Raw genomic sequence first — 19,889 nt, 5'->3', positions numbered from 1 at the left:
GATAACGCATCATAGGGTATTTTTATTTTCAGACAATAAAAAAGGCCGCTGCATTTGCAGCGGCCTGAAATAATATATCTCTTCTGGATTAGAAGCTGTAGCGTAAACCCAGCTGACCTCTCCAACGAGCAGTGAAGTTGTTGATCAGGTATGGTGTTTCTTGACCATAACCGTTAACAATTCTTGATTTATTGTATTGGAATACCGGAGTACCGTTATCAAATCTTCTGAAGGTGATAGGTGTAGAAGCGTTGTTAGAGATGAAGTAAGTTTTACCCCAGTCGCTGTTCAACAGATTACCTACGTTCAGGATGTCGAAAGTGATTTCCAGTTTATGTTTTTTGAAGCCAATCTGCTGCGCAATTTTCAGGTCGAAGATATTTTCGAACGGAGTGCGGGACGCATTTTTCTTAGCATTTTCACCTCTGTGTTTGCTCAGGTAGCTGTCGTTGCTGATCAGGCGCTCCAGATCTTCTCTCTGCTGTGCTTCTGTACGATTGAAGGAAGCGGAAGTGATAGCGTCAAATCTCATGGAAGATACCTCTGTTTGAGTAGGGATGTAGATCAGATCATTGTTTCCGCTACTGTTCAGGTCATCGTTGGTAGGATCAACCTGGTTGAAGTATACCCATGAATAAGGCATGCCGGATTGACCGTTATAGAACAGGGTAACAGTAGTTTTCAGATTGTATTTAGGGTCGCCGTAAGTAAAGCCTTTAGATACAACTGCGAGTACGCGGCTACCCATGCTGTAGTTGGAACGTGCTTTTTCCAGTTTATTCAAACCATTAATGTTTGGTCCGAAGCGCCAGTTAGAACCGGCAGTAGAAGAAGTACCATCGTTTACTGCATAAGCATCGCCGTAAGAGTAACCTGCTTTAAAGAAGAAGCCGGATTTAGTGGTTTTAGTTAACTCGGCAGATACGTTGTATGCGTAACCTTCGTTAGTATTTTGCAGCAGCAATACCTGGTTGCCGAAGGCAGTAGTAGCTTGTTTCCATTTAGGGCGTTTCATGCCTCCACCGAGAGAGACGCTGTCAGGAACACCATTGGTAACAGAAGGAACGATGTTCAGGTTGTTCCAAACCACGTTGTTAATGGTTTTGCTGAAGTTACCTTCAACCGTTGCAGTCATACCCCAAGGCAGTTGTCTTTCAACAGCGAGGTTGGTTTTGAACAGCTGTGGGAATTTGAAGTTTTTATCTGACAGGTTGATATTGGAAGGACGGCTGGTCAGTGTTGCTCCATCTTCCTTCAACTCGTAATATCCGTATTGACCGTAGAATGGATCGTTTGCATTATAACGGAAAGCAAAGTTAGCAGGTAACTGTGCGTTAGACAGTGAAATATTGGTATATACGTTACCGGTGTTACCATATTGATTGGATATCCATACAAAAGGTACACGGCCGGTAAATATACCTGCACCGCCGCGGATAACGGTTTTGCTGTCGTTCGTAACATCCCAGCTGAAACCAACTCTAGGCGCAAACAGCGGAGAAGATTTCGGGATGGTAGTAGTAGAGTAGCCAGCAAAGTTTGGATCTTTGGAGAAATCTGTGTTGTCCGGAGGTGTAGTTGGGAATACCGGGATATCAATACGCAGACCTACAGTCAACGTAAAGTTTCTTCTGATGTTCCACTCATCCTGTGCATAAACACCGATTTGTGCCGCTTTGAAACCAATACCTTCTCTTTCAGTTGAATCAGCAGTAGTATAGTTGATCTGGTATTGTCTAGGACGCAGGCCATTCAGGAAACCGTTGATGGAGTCATAAGTATATGCTCCGAAAGCAGCCTGGATGAAGGTATTTTTAATATTGTAAAATTCTGCATTTGCACCTACGGTGATGGTATGCTTACCATGATACATAGTCAGGTTATCTGTAAATGTCCAGATGTCCTGGTCCAAAGCATTTGCGGAAGATGAAAATTCAGAACCCAGATTGATGGTACGCCCGTTGTCGTTAATAACTACGTTCGGGAAAGGATTACCAAGATAAGATCTTCTGTCTCTGATATTATTATAACCTACTCTGAATTCGTTACTCAGCTTGTTAGAGAAAGTAGAGTTCAGTTCCAATACACTTGAGTTGGTTTTGGAAGGGAATGAGTAGTTATTGTTCATGTAATTGGCTGCAGTCAGTGTTCTACCCAGGTTGATATCGCTGGCATTCACATAGTTATGACGCAGGGTCAAACGATGTTTTTCGTTGATGTTCCAATCGATACGACCAAAGAGAGAAGTAGAAGTTTTCTTACGCTCCTGCTCTCCGAAAGAACCCAGGTCATAATTGTAAGTAGTTTTTACAAAGTCGTAGATCTTCTGCAGTTCAGCAACGGTTACGTTTGACTGACCTCTTGTTGGATCGAAATCTGCCAGGTTGTTACGCTCACTTCTTTCAGCGTTGGCGTAGAAGAACAATTTATTTTTGATGATCGGGCCACCGAAAGATGCACCGTAGATTTTGCTGGAGAAATCACCATATTTAGATTTGGTGGTGTCTGGAGCTTTACCAACAAAGTTCTGGTTCTGAAGGAAGCCATAAGCTGCACCATGGAACTCGTTAGTACCACTTTTGGTGATCGCGTTAATACCACCGCCAGTGAAACCACTTTGTTTTACATCATATGGATTAAGTACAATTTGTAACTGATCAATTGTTTCAAATGAGATAGGGTTAGCACCTGCCTGACCACCATTGGTACCAGAAGCTGATAAACCAAATACGTCATTGGCAACGGCACCATCCACTGCAAACTGGTTGTATTTGTTACTTTGACCACCAAAAGAAATCCCCATTGGCGAACCATCTTTACCGTTGGTCGATACGGAAGCCTGCGGGCTCAGACGTGCAAAGTCCTGCACACTTCTGTTTACAGTAGGTAAAACATCCAGCTGAGAACGGGATACGTTCATGGAAGTACCACCATTGCCCTGGGCTACAGCCTTGCTGGCAGTGATGTTAACTTCTTTAAGTGCAGTGGAGCCTTCATTCAGCTTAGCGTTAAGACGCAGCGGAGTTCCAAGTTTCAGGCTCAGGTCATTAAATGTCTCAGTAGCAAAACTTATGAAAGAGATTTCAACCTTATAAGGTCCGCCTACACGCATATTAGGAATGGTGTATTCTCCCCCGTTGCGGGTGGTTGTACCATAAACGGTACCACTAGGTAAGTGGGTGGCTTTAACAGTAGCCCCGATGAGCCCTTCACCCTTAGCATCAGTCACCACACCATTAATACTGGAGGTGGTTACCTGAGCGTAGGTAAAGAGGGTAACAAGTAATAAAGAAAATGTAAAGAGTAATTTTCTTAACCCCATGATTTGAGAAATTTGATTCATGGCGCAAAGATGCGACATTCTCATGGTTAAATTTTAACTCTATATTAACTAATCGTTAAGCAAATTGTGGATAACTTGTGTGCCGCCAAAAAAATTGAAAGCTATTTAGGAAATGATTTCTCCACCTTAGCTTTAACTAATTTTCCTGCCAAAATTTAGCAGCCATCAAATTGTCCATTCTGTTAATGATTGGTTAAGGAGCCATGGCCGAACCTTTCAGGGGATTTGTTTGTTCTATACTACTTACTCTCTGTGATAAAAATATATGTAAAAATCATGCTGCGTATCTGGCATGCCTCCAACATTTTTTTGCCCCGGAAACCAACCATGAATGCTTCAGTTTTCCACCATTAATTGTCGTAACTTTGCGCCATTCATTATTACTTGACCGAAGGATTTTTTTATGTTAGATACAATAGAAGCAGCAATAGAAGATATAAAAAACGGTAAACTGGTAATAGTAGTGGACGATGAGGACCGCGAAAATGAGGGAGATTTCATCACCGCAGCCCGCAACGTAACGCCCGAAATCATCAACTTTATGAGCATTCATGGTCGCGGACTCATCTGCGCCCCCCTTGTGGAAGAACGCTGTGAAGAACTGGGACTCGACCTGATGGTAAGGGATAACACCGCTCTGCACCAAACACCTTTCACCGTTTCGGTTGACCTGCTCGGCCACGGATGTACCACCGGTATCTCCGCACACGACAGGGCTAAAACCATCCAGGCGCTGATCGATCCGAATACCAAACCGGAAGAACTCGGCAAACCGGGACATATCTTCCCGCTAAAAGCTAAGTCCGGAGGAGTGCTCCGCCGCTCCGGCCATACAGAAGCCACCATCGACCTGGCCCGCCTCGCAGGATTTGAACCCGCCGGCGTCCTGGTAGAAATCATGAACGAAGACGGTACCATGGCCCGCCTGCCTGAGCTGCGCGAAATAGCCACCAAATTCGATCTCAAACTGATCTCCATCAAAGACATGATCACCTACCTCCTCAGTAAGGAAACCCTTATCGAAGAAGGAGAAAGAGTGCAAATGCCCACCAAATACGGCAACTTTGAACTGATCGCCTATACCCAGCTTAACACCGGCGAAATACATATGGCCCTCAAAAAAGGGGAATGGGAAAAAGATGAACCCGTACTGGTACGCGTTCACTCCAGCTGTGTAACCGGAGATATCCTCCACTCGCTGCGCTGCGACTGCGGCGAACAACTGCACGCCGCCATGCAGATGGTAGAAAAAGAAGGGAAAGGCCTTATATTATATATGAACCAGGAAGGTCGTGGCATCGGACTCATGAACAAACTCCACGCCTATAAACTCCAGGAAGAAGGCCGCGATACCGTTGAAGCCAACCTGGAACTGGGCTTTAAAATGGACGAACGCGATTATGGTGTAGGTGCCCAAATCCTCCGCCACCTCGGTATCTGCAAACTTCGCCTCATCACCAACAACCCACGCAAACGCGCCGGCCTGCTGGGATACGGTCTGGAAGTAGTGGAAAACGTACCTATCGAAATTCATCCCAACCCACACAACGAAAATTATCTCCGTACTAAAAGAGATAAACTCGGACATGAAATTATGAAAGGCTAAGGTCTTGTCTTAATATAATATGGTGTAGAGCCGCAATGCTTGCGGCTCCTTGCTTAGGTTCAGCTTATAATTAGAATCAAAACGAGGAGCCGCAAGCATTGCGGCTCTACTTTTTGGTATTAGTAGAATCCGCCACCCGCGTAGAGTCCGCCGGTGGCTGCTGCACCGGCACCCGGCGCCTGTTCTTATTAAACAGCTCCAGGAAACGGTCGTATTCACGTACATAGGAAATACCCAAACCGGATTTCGTACGGTTGTTGAGGTTATACACGTCGTAATCCGACTTGCTGAAGGCGTTGATACGGACACGGCCATCAGGCGTCAGGAGATATTCTATACGGAAGTCGCCCGCAAAGCGGTTGCTGCTGGCGGAAGTAGCGGTTTTGCCCCAGTCGTAGTCGCCACCAGCATAGAGCCGGAAGCGGTTGTTAAACAGGTTGCTTGTTACACCGGCACTCACCTGGTTACGGTCTACACTCGAGTTATCTGGAAGGCCGCCCACATTGTAGGCGCGGTAATTAACGTTGATACCGATGCCACTGCCCTTGAGCAGCGCGCCGGTAATGTTATTGAGGATAGCAGAAGCCTGCGCGGAAATTGCCTGTCCCACACTGTTTTTACCGGTGATACCCACGTTGGCGCCGCCGCCGGCATCGTCCGGCAGGAACTGGTTGGCAATCAGCAAACCGTAAATCTGCAGCAGGGCTTTGTTCTGGTCGTTGTTGATTTCCTTGAGCTTCGCCGCCACCCCACTTTCGTAAGATAGGGTACCTACCTCCGGCAGCTCGATGGAATAGGTGATATCAGGCTTCATCAGTGCACCCTTCAGGTTAATCAACACGTCCACACGTTCCTGGCGGGTGGCCAGCTTATCGTTTGTGGCCATGGTGGCAGCCTGGCCTACCAGGTTATACAAACTTACCTTTGGCAGCGAGTATTTGGCGGTAATGTTCATGATGGCTTCAGAAGGGTCGCCATTCCAGCTGATGCTACTGTTTTTTTCGATGTCAAATTTCCAGCTGGTCACCCGCTGGAAGTTGAAGTTATAGGAACCGTTGCTGATTTCGTAGTTGCCGAACATACTGAAATCACCGTCGGTATTAGCGATGATCTGCAGGTTACCGGTACCGTTGGCAGAAATAATATCCCCGGTGGTGGCGTCCAGGATCACATCAATTTGTGCATCCGGGTTGGCGGCAATGTCTAGTTTGATGGTGAGTTTGGTATCGTCCTTCTTCTTCTTTGCCGTTTGTTCGGTACCGTAAGTTTTGAACTTGATATATTCATATTTCCCGATATCCTTACTGTCTGATATAGGGAGATAGAAATGCGTTCCCCTAACGGGTCTCGCGAGCACGTGCATTTGCAGGTCATTCAGCGGTCCGGAGAAATATACCTTACCGTCAGCTATTACATCTCCATAAAACAAATCATTATCATTGGCACTGGTATTCAGGAAGAGGAATTTCCTGCCGGTTACATCAAAATCGAAGTTCAGCTTGTCGAAATGATCATGGGAAATATAGCCGTTGGCGGTGCCTTTGGTATTAAATTTATCAATTACAGTAAAGCTGCCGAACTCAATAAGGTTATCATCCACATTCACATTCAGCTTAGGAATGCGATACCGCGTTCCGAGATAGTCCACCGTAACGCCCACGGTATCCAGCACGAGCTTACCCCTGATCGAAGGCTGTGCGGTAGTTCCGCCCACGGTCAGGTTGCCGGCCACCGTGCCTGTAAGGTCACGAACATAGCCCACCAGGTATTTATTGAGCAGACTAATGCTACTCCCATCCATATTGATGACGGCATCCAGCCCATTATCTGATTTCGATAAACCTACCCGGCCCTGAGCATTGAAGTTCATGCCATAGTTGTCTGATTTAACGGCAAACGTAGCCTGGCCGGTATGTTGGAGGTAGGTACCGTCCACGGTCACCAGGCCAATGGAATCATTGTCGATCCGCAGCTCCCGAGTACGCAGGGCGGCATTGATATCCAGGTTGTTGGTAGGGTCGGAAATGTTGATGGTACCATCGGTGATCCCTTCAATGCGCGTGGTCACGAGCTGTGCAGGTATCACATCGGCCAGGTTTAAATTTTTTAGGGTGATGATAAACCTGGATTCATCCGGATTGAACTCGTTAGTTTCAACGGTTACACTCTGATCGTTACGGGTAATTTTCAGGTTTTTCACGGTAAGGAAATGCTTGCTCCAATAAATCTCGTTACCTGGTGTAACGTTCCACTGGCGCTCGTTTACCGTAAATGCGCTGTTGAGGAAGTTCACTTTCATCCCTTGCTGCACCGTGACTACACGGGCATAAAATCCATCCAGACTAGTGGTATCCTGCGCCTGTAGATCTACTTTTATATAAGAAGTGTCATTGGAAGAGTTAGCAAGTATCAGCGGATTTACCAATACTTCCTTGCCGCTGTTTAGTACTTGCCCCACTGTACCGCTGAGGTTTACCTTGCGGGCGTTACCATCTCCCTTTACCTGAATATCCTTTAACTGGTATTGTAAAATACTGGCTTCCGGTACCTGGATATTAAGGCCAAGATTGCCGGTTTCGGTATTCAAACTACCTTCTACAGTGCTATAGTCAAAGCCGGCCACCTGGTTGGTGAAGCCTTTGATCAGCTTGGCCACATTCCCAAATTCAAATTTGAACTGGAAGTCCTCGTGGATATCATTGTTGGAAGGCTCCAGGAAATAGCTGGGATAATAACGGTACAGCAGTTGCTGAAAGGCATCCGGCAGTTCCAGGAAAGAATATTTTCCTTTTACATAGCCTTGGACTTCGCTACCGTTGATTTGTAGTGTTTTCTGATCGCCCTGTGTTTCGGCCTTGAGTGCCAGGGAGTCGAACTCGAGGCGACTATTATCTTTGAACAGCGACACATCATACATGCGGGCGCTTCCTTCGAAGTTATCGATATTGCTACCTGCAAAGTTCAGGTCCAGCTTAGCTTGCAGCGTTAATGAATCGTTTACAAAATGCAGGGCTTTGAGGTCGCTCTTGCGGATTTCGGAATTAAACTGGAATACTGGCAAGGCCTGGTTAAAATCGATGGTGCCTGCAAAGTCCATGTCCAGGTTCGGGTCATCCACGGCGAGGGCGCCATTGAAAAACTTCCGGTTCATTTCCCCTTTGGTCTTAATGTTCTGGTAATTGTAACCATAGAGGGATATACTTTGGACATCCGCGTCCAGCGATACTTTCAGCGTACGGAAGTTAAACCCGGCGCCATTTAGTGTAGCCTTCAGCGTTACTTCGTTCAGATCCGGGATATTGAGTAAGCTCCCGAGATTGAAGTTGGTGGTATTCAAACTACCGGAGTACACCGGCACATCGCGGTTGGTTTTAAAGTTCAGATCGGAATTCACCTGTCCCAGGTTGGTCTGGAACTGGCCATAGGCCACAAAGTCGTTGATGAAGCCGGTATAACTTCCTTTAAAGTTAATGCTGGTAAGGCGGTCAATTCTCACAGCGGAATTGATGTCTTTCACGACGGGCATGATCTGCATTACATCTGCGCCGGTGGTCATGAGATTATCCGCGTGGAAGTCGATATAAGTTTCATTGATATCAGGTAGCCCGCGCATTTCCAGCGAGCCTTTGAGGCGCGTGGTGTTTCCTGCCTGCAGGTCTATATCGCTGGCTTTGAGGTTGCTCACCGGTCCCCGGGCGTTGCCGTTGATGGTAATTTCTTTTTTCCAGGTAGAGAGAGGAGGGGCAAAGTAGGCAATATCGTCGCTACTCACCTTACAGTTCTTGAAGTTAGCGCGCATATACACCAGGTCGATGTAATCGCTCATGTCGTCGAAGTCGCTGTACTGCATGGTATAGTAATCTCCTATATGACTCCGGTTTGTTTCCAGGTCCAGGTGGGAGAACTCCATTTCTACCGGCGACATCTTAAACCTGCTGGTCATTTTTTTCACTTCAAAGCCGCTGCGCTCTTTGGTGGAGAGGCTGAGGTCCCCGATGATACTGTCTTTATAGATGCTGGTATTAGTCAGGGAGAGGTTGATATTACTGAACCGGATATGATGGGGGGCAAAGTAACCATCTTCGATTTTCGTAGAGTCTTCCGGGTTATCCACGCCAAAAAGTCCCTTTTTGATGGTTAGTTCTTTGACGATCAGCTTCCAGTTATCGTTGTTCCAGCGCAGCTGTGTGCTATCGTACTCCACGGGTGTATTCACTCTGGGCCGGCGTTTGCGCAGGGGAGAGGCACTGTAGCTGCTGATGATGAAGCTGGGTTCGTCCAGTGATATTTCCTGTATGTCGATATTATGTTTCTGAAGGTCGAGATTTTTAGCATCGAGATAGATGCGTTTGGCATAGCCGCGCATATCTTCTCCGATCCATTGGTCTACCTGGTTGATACGGATATTGCGGAGGTCTACTTTTTTGAGGTCGAATGCAACGCCGCCGCTTTGCTGTTGGGTACCTGTTGAGGGGCCGCTGAAGGCGTCGGAGATAAATTCGTAGTTCCAAACGGAGTCGTTCCGGGGGCGGAGCAGGTTTACCTGTGCATTGTCGAGTCCTACGAATTTAATCACGGGTCTGTCTGCAAAAAAGAACCAGTCTGTAATCCTGAGCTGCAGTCTGCCGGCGTAGAGGAGGGTATCTTTGTTGAGGTCTTCGATAAGCGCACCTTCCAGGTCCAGGCTATTGAACAGCCGGATATCCACATGTTTGATTTCCACCCTGGTTTTTAGTTGCTCCGACAGGCGGCTGGTTACTTCATGCACCAGGTAATTCTGGATCACCGGAATGTTTACCAGTATCCCGATCAAGATGATGAGGCCCAACAAACACAAGAGAATGACTGATAATATTTTCCGTACTTTTTTCAGGCGGCTAATTTTATCCGGCAAAAATAATTAATAGTTGCTAGCCACATGCAGCAAAAGCAGAAATATCTGCTAAATTTATCCCAAAAGATGCTATATGTTCAAGTATTGGGTAATACCTTTTGCAGCGTTGCTGTTGGGAAGTAGCGCTGTACGGGCTGCAGCCGGTGATTCTGCCATACATCAGCCTAAATATGTGCTGGTGATTCATGGGGGTGCCGGTACTATTCTGAAATCACAAATGACACCGGCGAAGGAGGCCGCCTACAAAGCCGGGCTAACAAAGGCCCTGGAAGCTGGTTACGCAGTAATTCAGCGGGGTGGGCAAAGTTTGGATGCCGTAGAAGCAGCCGTGCGCGTGATGGAAGACAACCCATTATTCAATGCAGGCAAAGGAGCCGTGTTCACCAATGAAGGCCGCAACGAAATGGATGCTGCCATCATGAACGGTAAAAACCTGGCGGCAGGGGCGGTAGCGTCTGTAACCACTATCCGTAACCCGATAACTGCTGCCAGAGCGGTGATGGAAAAATCGCAGCATGTGATGATGATAGGCAGTGGTGCAGAAAAATTTGCGAAACAGGCAGGCTGCGAGATAGTAGACCCTGAATATTTCTATACGGAGGATCGCTGGAAGTCACTTCAGAAAGTGCGTGCAGCCGATTCCACGAAAATGCAGCTGGATCACGATTCTGCCGTGAAAAAAACAACTTTATTGGGTATTGAAAATAAGGATGCGAAATTTGGAACCGTGGGCGCCGTTGCCCTTGATAAGCAGGGTAACCTGGCTGCGGCTACATCTACCGGTGGTATGACCAACAAAAAATTTGGCCGGGTAGGCGATAGCCCGCTGATAGGTGCCGGCACTTATGCAAACAATGCTACCTGCGCTATTTCGTGTACGGGTTGGGGTGAGTACTTCATTCGCCTGGTGGTAGCTAAAACAGTGAGCGATCTGATGGCTTATAAAAACCTCTCGGTCCAGGATGCGGCGGCAGAGCTGATTATGAAGCAGGTGCCCCAGCTGGGTGGTGATGGTGGACTGATTGCGCTGGATAAAGACGGAAATATGGCGATGCCGTTTAATACTGCTGGCATGTACCGCGGTATGGTCACATCGGATGGTAAAATTGAGGTGTTTATTTATAAGGGAGATAATTAAGGCGGTAGTAGTGTTATTGATTACCAATTAACTTCTTTTCGGGGAAGGAAGTATCCTTTGATACAATTAGGATTTCTTATACAAACCTGGAGGTGGGTTTTCTCATGAAATCCGGCACTGTGATATAAGAGATTACCTTCAAAAAAAACACCTCTCACAGAGTCAAATGGAGGTAATTTATTTGATTCGATTTCTGCATGAATATTTTTTATCACAGCGCAGTCCAATTTTCTGATGATCCGATCTTTTGAGGTCGGATCATCAATGGGATTAAGATTGACAGGCATTTTTTTACCCACCTTAGCAAAAGACTTTTCCACCGTGTCATAGGAGTATTTAACAAGATCTAACCATTTTTTATCAGTTAGGTCAAGGCAATTTCCTAAATTGAACACTGCGCCAATTACCCCTGGTGTATTGATTTTAACCCCTTTTGGAGGGTTCTTCGCATAATCCCATGCTCTATCATAATTATTTTGCCAAAAATAAATTCCATCACCATGCCAGTCCCACGAATTCTTACTCGATCTTAAAGTAGTATTTCCATTGATTACCTTATTGCTTAAATCAGCCTCACATCCATGAAAACCAATGGTTAATCCGGGATCGGATGAATAGATATATCGTTCCATTTATAACGGAAAATTGGGGGAGGAAGAAATAGTTAGGTTATTTCTGCTTTGGGGTAAGTTTAATGCCTGTAACTTTTTTCTTCGAAGACGGGTTAGTCTTTGAATTGCTGGTAACTTCTCCTAATCCCACATTAGTTAAGAACTCATTAGCTCTTTTAGGAGTAGCCGTAACTAAAGCTCTTTGTTGAACTAGTGCTTTTTTGATTAGGTTATATGTTGCTGTTGTAGTCATTAATGCAATTAATACGCATTTTAGAATAGGGTGAACAAAAATTAGCATGTAATAACAACCGCATAACAATCAAGAAGTTGTATATTATAATAAGTAAATTGTTTTTAATATTTTATTAATTAAATATGATATTTCTGCCGTTATTTCACTGGCTCAACCGTATACCCCGCTTTACGCAATAATTTAATCACACCCTCTTCACCACCAAGGTGCCCGGCTCCAAAAGCAAAAAAGTTGGAGCCACCAGCCATTGCTTTTTCAATCACCGGAATCCAATTCCGGTTGCGCTGAAATACCATAAGGTCGGCATAACCAGCCATGGACGTGGTTTCCATCAGGTCGTCAAACAAGGCAGCAATATCGCCGGCCTTATAGTTGTTTTTGAATTTTTCGTCACGTGCTTTTGCTGCCACCGGGTCCTTAATATCTCTGATAATATCCACCATTTGCACACTGTCCGGAATCTTATTAAATACGCTCATCTGGTCCTCCACGGTTTCCAGACCTTCCACTGGTATATGGGCATTTTTTGCCAGCTGCATCAGCTCCTGCTCCACGCCTGAAGCAGGGCATGGCAGGTTGCGGGCTATGAAAAGGCTCATCAGCACCACCGGTTTAAGATGGACCAACGCTTCCACACTCATGTGAAAAGAGTCCTGCACAAAGCGGGAAAACACGGCGAAATCTTCCGGCGACAGATGACTACTCAGATTATACGCCGGATTGGGTGCCAGCATGGGCATCAGTTTGGCGGCAAAGCTGGAATCAGCCATATCAATTTCCAGGTACAGTGTTTTGGAGTTACTGAGTGCTGTAGTGGTAGCGGGGGAAAAATGAATATCCTCTTTGCAAAGCAGGTGATATGTGCCATACAGCCAGGATGGCTGCGCGAGGCCTTTGCCACTTACTTTCCAGAGCAAGGAGGTTTCCTGTGCCTGTGTGCTGAGTGTAAGCAACAGTGCTAACAGGGCAATGGTTATTTTTTTCATATTGTATAATATTCCTTTAAGAACTGCTGTAATGTTTGCATATCCTTCGTCACATGCAAGGCTGATATCACCGCTCTATGCGCGGGCGCATCATGGGGTTGGGGATAAGGAAAGCTGGAGATAATCACATCCCGGTCAGCCAGGTAATTCACCAGTGAGGGTTTGTCGTCATATTGCGGATATACGAAAACAGGGAGCTCTCCGTTTTGCGTATGCGGGATACCTTCCATCAGGTGCTGCATCTGCTGGAGATTCTGCTTTAGCTGCTGTTGCTGCTTTTTAATCAGGTCGCCGGATTGCAGCCATGCATAAGCATTTGCTGGCATGAGCGGGGTGCTGCCGGTAAAATAGGGAGTGCGCTTCATAGCGGCAATATCAGCGGCAGCACCAGCCACCACACCACCTTCTATGCTATAAGCCTTCGCCAGCGAGGTAGTGATCAGGTAACGTACATTATCGGTACCCGGGGTAGCATGCGTACTGCCTTTTCCGTTAGGTCCCAGTATACCGAAGCCGTGGGAGTCGTCCAATACCACCAGTACTTTCCGCTGCAGCCTTTTTAACCAATCAAAAGTATGGATCGTACCGGTAATCGGGTTTACCGTATCGGATACAATCACATAGGTATTGTCGGGGTGATCATTCACCTTTTCAACGGTAGCTGTAATCCATTGATCATAGTTCCCTGCAGGCAAAGCCGGCAGGTGATGCCAGATGGCGGGATGTGTTCCCGGAGCATACAACAGCTCGCCGCAATTAACGGCATAGTGAATGGCAGCCTGCCCGGAGAGGTAGCCGGAAGAAAACAGCACGGCGGCCTGCTGATCGAGTGTGGATGCCAGGGCATGTTCCATCTCTTCGTACAGGCTTAACCGTATGTTGCTCACCCGGGACGCGGGAAACAGGGAGCCGTATTTTTCAATTCCTTCCTTTAAGCTGGCCTTAAACACCGGATGCTGGTGCAGTCCCAGGTAAGAAAAGCCGGAAAAAAACAGGCAGGTTCTCCCGTCTGTAGTCACTGTCCGGCCCGGTGTGAGATCTGTTTGTAACATAAGCGGTTATTCTTTCTTTGTACAAAGTACAAAATGATAGTCTCCTGATTTTACCTTCATATCAAAATGCTCCTCGTCCAGGCGCACCACTGTTACGAGGTTCTCGAATTTGCGGTCGCCATTGGAAGCCGTTACAGATATCACTTTGCCATTGCTGAGAATATGATATCTGCCTGAATCCGGTTTATTATCAATCGTCGCAATAAACAGCTTGTCGTCCAGGAACTGGTAAAATACATTGCTGTAATAGCCGTCTTTCAGGTCGCGGGCCTGTGTTATCTGGGTGATGTTGTACGGGTCGTTGGCCGGTACTTTTACATCATACACCCGCCAGTGCTTATGTTTGAGCAGCTCATCGGTTTTGCCGGTGTTGCAGGCCTGTGCAAGCAAGGCGATGCTAACGGCAAGGAATATACGTAGTTTCGTCATAACGGGTTGGTATTACTGCTGGCCAAATTTAGCTTTGTTAAAGGCTGCCGACTGCCCTTTTGGAATAGAAAGACTTTCCCACTGCTCTCCCAGCAGCATTTTGCCTGCATACACCATCTGCCCTACGTGGTAGGCCACATGGGCCAGCTGCCGGTTGATGGCGTCTATCACCGTATGTGCTTCGTTTCGGATATACACGGTTTTTTCCAGGTCAGCATCTGTTACTGTATGGAGAGAGCCGGTCAGGCACTGCCAGGCTTCCTCCCATTGGCGCATGATATCTTCCTGGGAAGCCTGATCAGCTTCAAACTCTGCATCCCGCTGGCGGTCCGGCTTTTCTCCGTCGGTGGTGAGAAAGTCGGTCCAACGCGATAAGATATTTCCATGCAGGTGCTTTACGATCACCGCAATGCTGTTAGGAGCTCCCTGCGGTTCCCGGTGCAGCTGTGCTGCAGTAAGGCGGGCAATCGTTTTGCCGCCCATGTCTTTATAGTTAAGAAAGCGTTTTGTAACGCTGGTCAGATAAATGCCTGCCATATAAATAGTTTTTAGTAGCCGGCAGCCCCATCGTCGCCACGCTTGTCGGCAGCGGCCTGGAGTTGTCCGGTTGTAATATCCTTTTTAATCAGTTCCGTGCGACCTATAGGCCCCCGCTTTTCAATTTTGTAGCCCATTTGTTCCAGCGCCTGTATGCCTTCTTCCGGGAAACCAGGCTCTACATACACCACATCCGGCAGCCACTGGTGGTGGAATTTAGGCTTGTTCACGGCATCTTCCGGCGATAGCCCGAATTCCAGTGTATTCATCAGCGTTTGAAACACGGAGGTGATAATGGTGGCACCACCAGGGGTACCCAGGCTGTAAATTGGTTTATTATTTTTCAGGACGATGGTAGGCGTCATGCTGCTGAGCATGCGCTTACCCGGGGCGATGGCATTGGCTTCTGTGCCCACGAGGCCATACATATTCGGTACGCCTGGTTTTACACTGAAGTCGTCCATTTCATTGTTCAGTAAAAATCCGGCTTTCCCTGCCACGGTGCGCGAGCCATAGTGGCCGTTGAGCGTGGTGGTTACTGCCACGGCATTGCCGTCGGCATCTATTACGCTCAGGTGCGTGGTTTGCTCGCTTTCCTTTGTAAGGCCAGCATTGGTGCTGTCGCTGTTACCGGCTTTGCCAGGTGTAAAAGTGGACATACGCTCACGGATATACGCTTTGTTGGTCAGCTTAGCCACAGGTACTTTCACAAAATCAGGGTCACCGAGGAACTCGGCCCTGTCGGCATAGGCGCGGCGCTCGGCCTCAATCATCAGCTGTAATGCCTGTGGCGAGTGGAATCCCCAGCTGGCGATGGGGTAAGTATCTACCATCATCATCATTTGCTGCAGGCATACCCCACCGGAAGAGGGTAGGGGCATGGTTACAATCGTTTGGCCTTTATACTGGAAGGTGATGGCTTTACGTTCTACCGCTTTATACTTTTTGAGATCGGCATGGGTAATAATACCGCCGCCCCGCTGCATTTCCGCGATAATATTGTCCGCTGTTTCCCCTTCATAAAAGCCGGCCTGCCCTTTATCTCTGATCAGCCGGAGGGTATGTGCCAGCTGCGGTTGAAACAGGGTGTCGCCACCTTTCCAGGGAACATCCTTTACAAAGGCAGTAGGCATGGTATTTAAACGTAAAAACTCATCGCGGGTATGGTTCAGGCTTTCCGCCTCTTTTTCGGTAATCACAAAACCTTTTTCTGCCAACATGAGGGCCGGAGCAATTAGTTTGCTGAAAGGGAGTTTGGCATATTTCATTGCCGCAAAAAGTCCTGCTACCGTACCGGGGATACCTGATGCCAGGTGGCCGTCCAGGCTCAGCCTCGTTATGGCATTGCCGGCACTGTCCAGGTACATATCCCTGCTGGCTTTGGCGGGAGCGGTTTCGCGGTAGTCAATTGCTATGTTACGGCCATTCTTAAGGTGGGCTACTAAAAAGCCGCCACCACCAATATTACCTGCACCCGGGTACACTACTGCCAGGGCCAGTTGCGTGGCAATGGCAGCATCTACGGCATTGCCGCCCTGCTGTAATACCAGCACTCCGGCCTGGCTGGCCAGGGGATGGGCGGATACTACGGCTCCTTTGGCAGCGGTGATATTCTTTTCAATCTTATAGTCATAAGGATGCAGGGATACTGCCTGTTGCTGAGCGCAGGCGCTTAGCAATCCACCAATGGCCACTCCAAAAATCAACAGAAATCTCATTGCAAAAACTCTTTTTACTAATCACGAATTTCACGAAATTTAATCTACTTTGAGTGATATTTTATTCCTTTCTATGCACAAATATATCTTGTTGCTCCTCAGCTTAGCCGGTGTATTGCCGGGTTTCGCCCAGGCCCCTACGCCGGCGGCCTTTCTGGGTTATAAGCTGGGTAGTCAGTTTACCCCTTCCTACCGTGTGGTGGACTATTTCAAGGCAGTTGCAGCCAGTGTACCCCAGGTGAAAGTGGAACAATACGGCAGCACCTATGAAGGCCGCCCGCTGATTACTGCTACCATCGCCTCCCCGGAAAACTTTGCAAAGCTGGAACAGATCCGCCAGCAAAGCTATGACCTCTCCTTTGCCAAAGGGGGAGCCACCGCAGGGCAGCCGGTAATCGTATGGCTCAGCTATAATGTACATGGTAACGAAGCTGTTTCCTCTGAAGCAGCCATGAAAACACTGTATGAGCTGGTAAATAACGGTAATGCACAAACGCAGCAATGGCTTAAAAATGTAGTGGTGATCATGGACCCCTGCCTGAACCCCGATGGGCACGACCGCTACGTGAATTTCTATAACGCCACCCGCAACCGCCGCCCCAGCGTGGATGTTTACGCCAGAGAACACAATGAGCCCTGGCCGGGCGGCAGACCCAATCACTATTATTTTGATCTTAACCGCGACTGGGCCTGGCAATCACAACAGGAATCCCTGCAGCGACTCACAAAATACAACCAGTGGATGCCACAGGTACATGTTGATTTCCATGAACAGGAAATCAACGCTCCCTACTATTTTGCGCCCGCAGCAGAGCCTTTTCATGATGCCATCACGCCCTGGCAGCGTGAGCTGCAGCAGCTCATCGGTAAAAACAATGCGAAGTACTTCGACCGGGAAGGATGGTTGTATTTCACCAAAGAAAGATTCGACCTCTTCTATCCCAGCTATGGCGACACCTATCCCATGTATAACGGTGCACTGGGTATGACCTTTGAACAAGGTGGCAGCGGAAGGGCAGGTATTGCAGTACTGAAAAATGATGGCGACACCCTCACCCTGTCCGACAGAATTGATCACCACTTTACCACCGGCATGTCCACCATAGAAGTGGCCGCAGATAACGCAGAAAAGATCATGCAGGAATACGCCCGCTTCTTCAAAGACGCGAAGTCAAATCCGCAAGGTGCCTATAAAGCATACGTGGTGAAGGCGGCAGGTAATCCGGAGAAATTGAACTCCCTGGCCGATCTGCTGAGAAAAAATCAGATCACTTTCGGCTATGGTGCCACTGCCGCCGGTGCCACAGGCTTCAACTACTACAACGGTAAAACAGAGAACTTTTCCATCGACAAGGAAGACCTGGTGATTAACGCCTATCAGCCCCGATCTACCATGCTACGCGTACTTTTTGAACCAGTGTCAAAACTCTCTGATTCACTGACCTATGATATCACCGCCTGGGCATTGCCTTATGCCTACGGACTTCCTACATATGCCCTGAAACAGTCTGTCACAGCGGCGTCTGATTCTCTCTATATAAAAAATAACAAACCGCTGGCGGCCCAGATGCCGTACGCTTACCTGGCACAATGGAACAGCCTGAGAGATGCTAAATTCCTGGCACTACTGCTGCAGCACCAGGTGAAAGTACGTTTCAGTGAAACCAGTTTTTCCGCCGGTGGAAAAGACTTTTCACCTGGCACCCTGATCATTACCCGCAATGGCAACGCTAATGCCATCAAGGATTTCGATAACTTCATTACTTCACAGGCCAACAAATTCCGCATTCAACTGGATGCGGTAAGCTCAGGTTTTGTAGAAAAAGGAATGGACTTTGGCTCGGATAAAATCAGGTTTATCAAACCGCCAAAAGTAGTGATGCTGGCTGGCGACAACGTATCGTCGCTGGCAATAGGAGAGGTGTGGCACTACATGGAACAGCAACTGGATTATCCGGTTACCATTGTGCAGGAAAGCAATGCCGACGATATTAAATGGCAGGAAGTGGATGTGCTGATTCTTCCCAATGGTGAGTATCGCTCACTCTCCGATAAACCAGTGGCAGAAGCCATTAAAAACTGGGTGAAAAAAGGGGGTAAGCTGATTGCCATGGAATATGCTGCCGCACAGGTGGCAGGCCTGGACTGGGGCATCAAGGTTAAAAAGGAGGAAGAAGATAAAGATCCGGCACCTAACGATCCCGACTATACGGAGGTAAAACCCTATGCCAACAGGGAACGGGAAAGTGTGAAACAGTTTATTCCAGGCGCCATCTACCGGGTTGATCTGGATACCACACATCCGCTGGCATTTGGCTATTCCCCACGTTATTATACCCTGAAAACAGATAGCCGCCTGTATGAATTTATAGGCAGTGATGGCTGGAATGTAGGAGTAATCAAGAAAGATAATTACCTCAGTGGTTTTGTAGGTGCAGATACCCGCAAACGTATAAGGGATGGGGTTATATTCGGTGTTAAAGAATTAGGCACTGGCCAGATTGTGCTGATGGCAGATAATCCTTTGTTCAGGAGCTTCTGGGAGAATGGAAAGTTACTGATTGCAAATGCTGTTTTCTTTGTAGGAGAATAATTTGTTTTGGTGAGATGCCAGGGCATCTCACCAAAACAAAAAAGTCAGGGCTGAAAGTCCTGACTTTTTTGTTTATAATTTCCTTTTAATATTACATCCTAACGCATTACTGGAAGCCACTGCTACTGATTTCCCTGCCAGCAAATCATTCACGGCATTTTGCAGGTGCCTGGTTTTCACCGCATCCGCATTACCCGGACTATCATCAATTCCACCTTTATACACCAGCTTACTGTTTTTATCGAACAGATAACATTCAGGTGTGTGGTTGGCATCAAAAGCATCCGCCATTTCTGCATTACGATCCAATACATAAAAAGTGCTGAAACCATGAGCCGCAGCATATTCTTTCATGGCATTGAGCGACTCACCCGCACTTCGGTTTGCTTCGTTGGAATTGATCAGCACAACGCCAATATGATTGCTTTTAGCATGTTTACTCATGGCCAGTATACGTTCTTCGTTACGTAACATATACGGACATTGATTGGCAACAAAAATTACCAACAGGCCATTAGCCCCTTTGGCATTGTTGAGGGATACTTCCTTGCCGGAAACGTCTGTGAGCCTGTTGTCAGCTTTGGGTATCGGTGCGCCGATTTCAAGTGAAGCATCAGATCCCGGATTGAAGGCTAACAAGAGGGTACAGACAGATAAATACAGGGCGGCCTTAATCATAAAAAAGATTTTCAGGTCCTAAATAGGTGGTTAAAGGTGACATTTTCT

Annotated in this window: 13 protein-coding genes; 3 read left to right on the top strand and 10 right to left on the bottom strand. The window is 47.4% G+C overall.

The genetic code is table 11. The features are described from left to right. Nucleotides 1–88 precede the first annotated feature (88 nt). Entirely contained in the window at nucleotides 89–3,322 is a 3,234-nt protein-coding gene (locus KW844_RS24220) for a TonB-dependent receptor domain-containing protein (RefSeq protein ID WP_218379378.1), read from the bottom strand. Nucleotides 3,323–3,746: 424 nt separating this feature from the next. On the opposite strand from KW844_RS24220, the gene KW844_RS24215 reads away from it, so the two are divergent. Next, nucleotides 3,747–4,949, top strand: coding sequence for a bifunctional 3,4-dihydroxy-2-butanone-4-phosphate synthase/GTP cyclohydrolase II (locus KW844_RS24215; protein ID WP_218379377.1), 1,203 nt, complete (start codon nucleotides 3,747–3,749; stop codon nucleotides 4,947–4,949). A 106-nt stretch (nucleotides 4,950–5,055) separates the two neighbouring features. Here KW844_RS24215 and KW844_RS24210 read toward each other — a convergent pair whose 3' ends face one another. Continuing rightward, nucleotides 5,056–9,843: a translocation/assembly module TamB domain-containing protein gene (locus KW844_RS24210; RefSeq protein WP_218379376.1), complete on the bottom strand. Its 4,788-nt coding sequence runs from the start codon at nucleotides 9,841–9,843 to the stop codon at nucleotides 5,056–5,058. 73 nt (nucleotides 9,844–9,916) lie between these two features. Here KW844_RS24210 and KW844_RS24205 point away from each other — a divergent pair, with 73 nt between their 5' ends. After that, a complete protein-coding gene (locus KW844_RS24205) occupies nucleotides 9,917–10,981 on the top strand; it encodes an isoaspartyl peptidase/L-asparaginase family protein (RefSeq protein ID WP_218379375.1) in 1,065 nt (354 codons plus the stop codon). Nucleotides 10,982–11,001: 20 nt separating this feature from the next. Here the strand turns inward: KW844_RS24205 and KW844_RS24200 are convergent, their stop codons facing one another. The 7 genes from KW844_RS24200 to ggt all read right to left on the bottom strand — a co-directional run bounded on the left by KW844_RS24200 (nucleotide 11,002) and on the right by ggt (nucleotide 16,570). Continuing rightward, nucleotides 11,002–11,613: a hypothetical protein gene (locus KW844_RS24200; protein ID WP_218379374.1), complete on the bottom strand. Its 612-nt coding sequence runs from the start codon at nucleotides 11,611–11,613 to the stop codon at nucleotides 11,002–11,004. Between the two features lie 37 nt (nucleotides 11,614–11,650). Beyond that, on the bottom strand, nucleotides 11,651–11,845 hold the full coding sequence (locus KW844_RS24195; protein WP_218379373.1) for a hypothetical protein: 195 nt from the start codon (nucleotides 11,843–11,845) through the stop codon (nucleotides 11,651–11,653). Nucleotides 11,846–11,985: 140 nt separating this feature from the next. Beyond that, entirely contained in the window at nucleotides 11,986–12,834 is an 849-nt protein-coding gene (locus tag KW844_RS24190) for a TraB/GumN family protein (RefSeq protein WP_218379372.1), read from the bottom strand. Further along, complete coding sequence (locus KW844_RS24185) at nucleotides 12,831–13,886, bottom strand: aminotransferase class I/II-fold pyridoxal phosphate-dependent enzyme (RefSeq protein ID WP_218379371.1); 1,056 nt, start codon at nucleotides 13,884–13,886, stop codon at nucleotides 12,831–12,833. The genes KW844_RS24190 and KW844_RS24185 overlap by 4 nt, the downstream gene beginning before the upstream one ends. Before the next feature lie 6 nt (nucleotides 13,887–13,892). Further along, entirely contained in the window at nucleotides 13,893–14,315 is a 423-nt protein-coding gene (locus KW844_RS24180) for a hypothetical protein (protein ID WP_218379370.1), read from the bottom strand. Between the two features lie 12 nt (nucleotides 14,316–14,327). Continuing rightward, the gene (locus KW844_RS24175; RefSeq protein WP_218379369.1) at nucleotides 14,328–14,852 is read right to left on the bottom strand and encodes a DUF1572 family protein; all 525 of its coding nucleotides are present in this window, start codon (nucleotides 14,850–14,852) and stop codon (nucleotides 14,328–14,330) included. Nucleotides 14,853–14,863: 11 nt separating this feature from the next. After that, nucleotides 14,864–16,570: a gamma-glutamyltransferase gene (gene ggt / locus KW844_RS24170; RefSeq protein WP_218379368.1), complete on the bottom strand. Its 1,707-nt coding sequence runs from the start codon at nucleotides 16,568–16,570 to the stop codon at nucleotides 14,864–14,866. A 73-nt stretch (nucleotides 16,571–16,643) separates the two neighbouring features. Between ggt and KW844_RS24165 the strand changes: the two genes are divergently transcribed. Further along, a complete protein-coding gene (locus KW844_RS24165; RefSeq protein ID WP_218379367.1) occupies nucleotides 16,644–19,163 on the top strand; it encodes a M14 family metallopeptidase in 2,520 nt (839 codons plus the stop codon). 72 nt (nucleotides 19,164–19,235) lie between these two features. On the opposite strand, the gene KW844_RS24160 is transcribed toward KW844_RS24165, so the two are convergent. After that, the gene (locus KW844_RS24160) at nucleotides 19,236–19,841 is read right to left on the bottom strand and encodes a redoxin family protein (RefSeq protein WP_218379366.1); all 606 of its coding nucleotides are present in this window, start codon (nucleotides 19,839–19,841) and stop codon (nucleotides 19,236–19,238) included. Between the last annotated feature and the right edge of the window lie 48 nt (nucleotides 19,842–19,889).

Origin of the sequence: Chitinophaga sp. sic0106, assembly GCF_019219075.1 — a bacterium.
Classification (GTDB): Bacteria; Bacteroidota; Bacteroidia; order Chitinophagales; family Chitinophagaceae; genus Chitinophaga.
This window is presented reverse-complemented; position numbering and strand designations above follow the sequence as displayed.

Bases quoted from the DNA above. Each gene is read 5' to 3' on its own strand.
- KW844_RS24220 (WP_218379378.1), bottom strand. From the start codon at position 3,322: ATGGGGTTAAGAAAATTACTCTTTACATTTTCTTTATTACTTGTTACC.
- KW844_RS24215 (WP_218379377.1), top strand. From the start codon at position 3,747: ATGTTAGATACAATAGAAGCAGCAATAGAAGATATAAAAAACGGTAAA.
- KW844_RS24205 (WP_218379375.1), top strand. From the start codon at position 9,917: ATGTTCAAGTATTGGGTAATACCTTTTGCAGCGTTGCTGTTGGGAAGT.
- KW844_RS24200 (WP_218379374.1), bottom strand. From the start codon at position 11,613: ATGGAACGATATATCTATTCATCCGATCCCGGATTAACCATTGGTTTT.
- KW844_RS24195 (WP_218379373.1), bottom strand. From the start codon at position 11,845: ATGACTACAACAGCAACATATAACCTAATCAAAAAAGCACTAGTTCAA.
- KW844_RS24190 (WP_218379372.1), bottom strand. From the start codon at position 12,834: ATGAAAAAAATAACCATTGCCCTGTTAGCACTGTTGCTTACACTCAGC.
- KW844_RS24185 (WP_218379371.1), bottom strand. From the start codon at position 13,886: ATGTTACAAACAGATCTCACACCGGGCCGGACAGTGACTACAGACGGG.
- KW844_RS24180 (WP_218379370.1), bottom strand. From the start codon at position 14,315: ATGACGAAACTACGTATATTCCTTGCCGTTAGCATCGCCTTGCTTGCA.
- KW844_RS24175 (WP_218379369.1), bottom strand. From the start codon at position 14,852: ATGGCAGGCATTTATCTGACCAGCGTTACAAAACGCTTTCTTAACTAT.
- ggt (WP_218379368.1), bottom strand. From the start codon at position 16,570: ATGAGATTTCTGTTGATTTTTGGAGTGGCCATTGGTGGATTGCTAAGC.
- KW844_RS24165 (WP_218379367.1), top strand. From the start codon at position 16,644: ATGCACAAATATATCTTGTTGCTCCTCAGCTTAGCCGGTGTATTGCCG.
- KW844_RS24160 (WP_218379366.1), bottom strand. From the start codon at position 19,841: ATGATTAAGGCCGCCCTGTATTTATCTGTCTGTACCCTCTTGTTAGCC.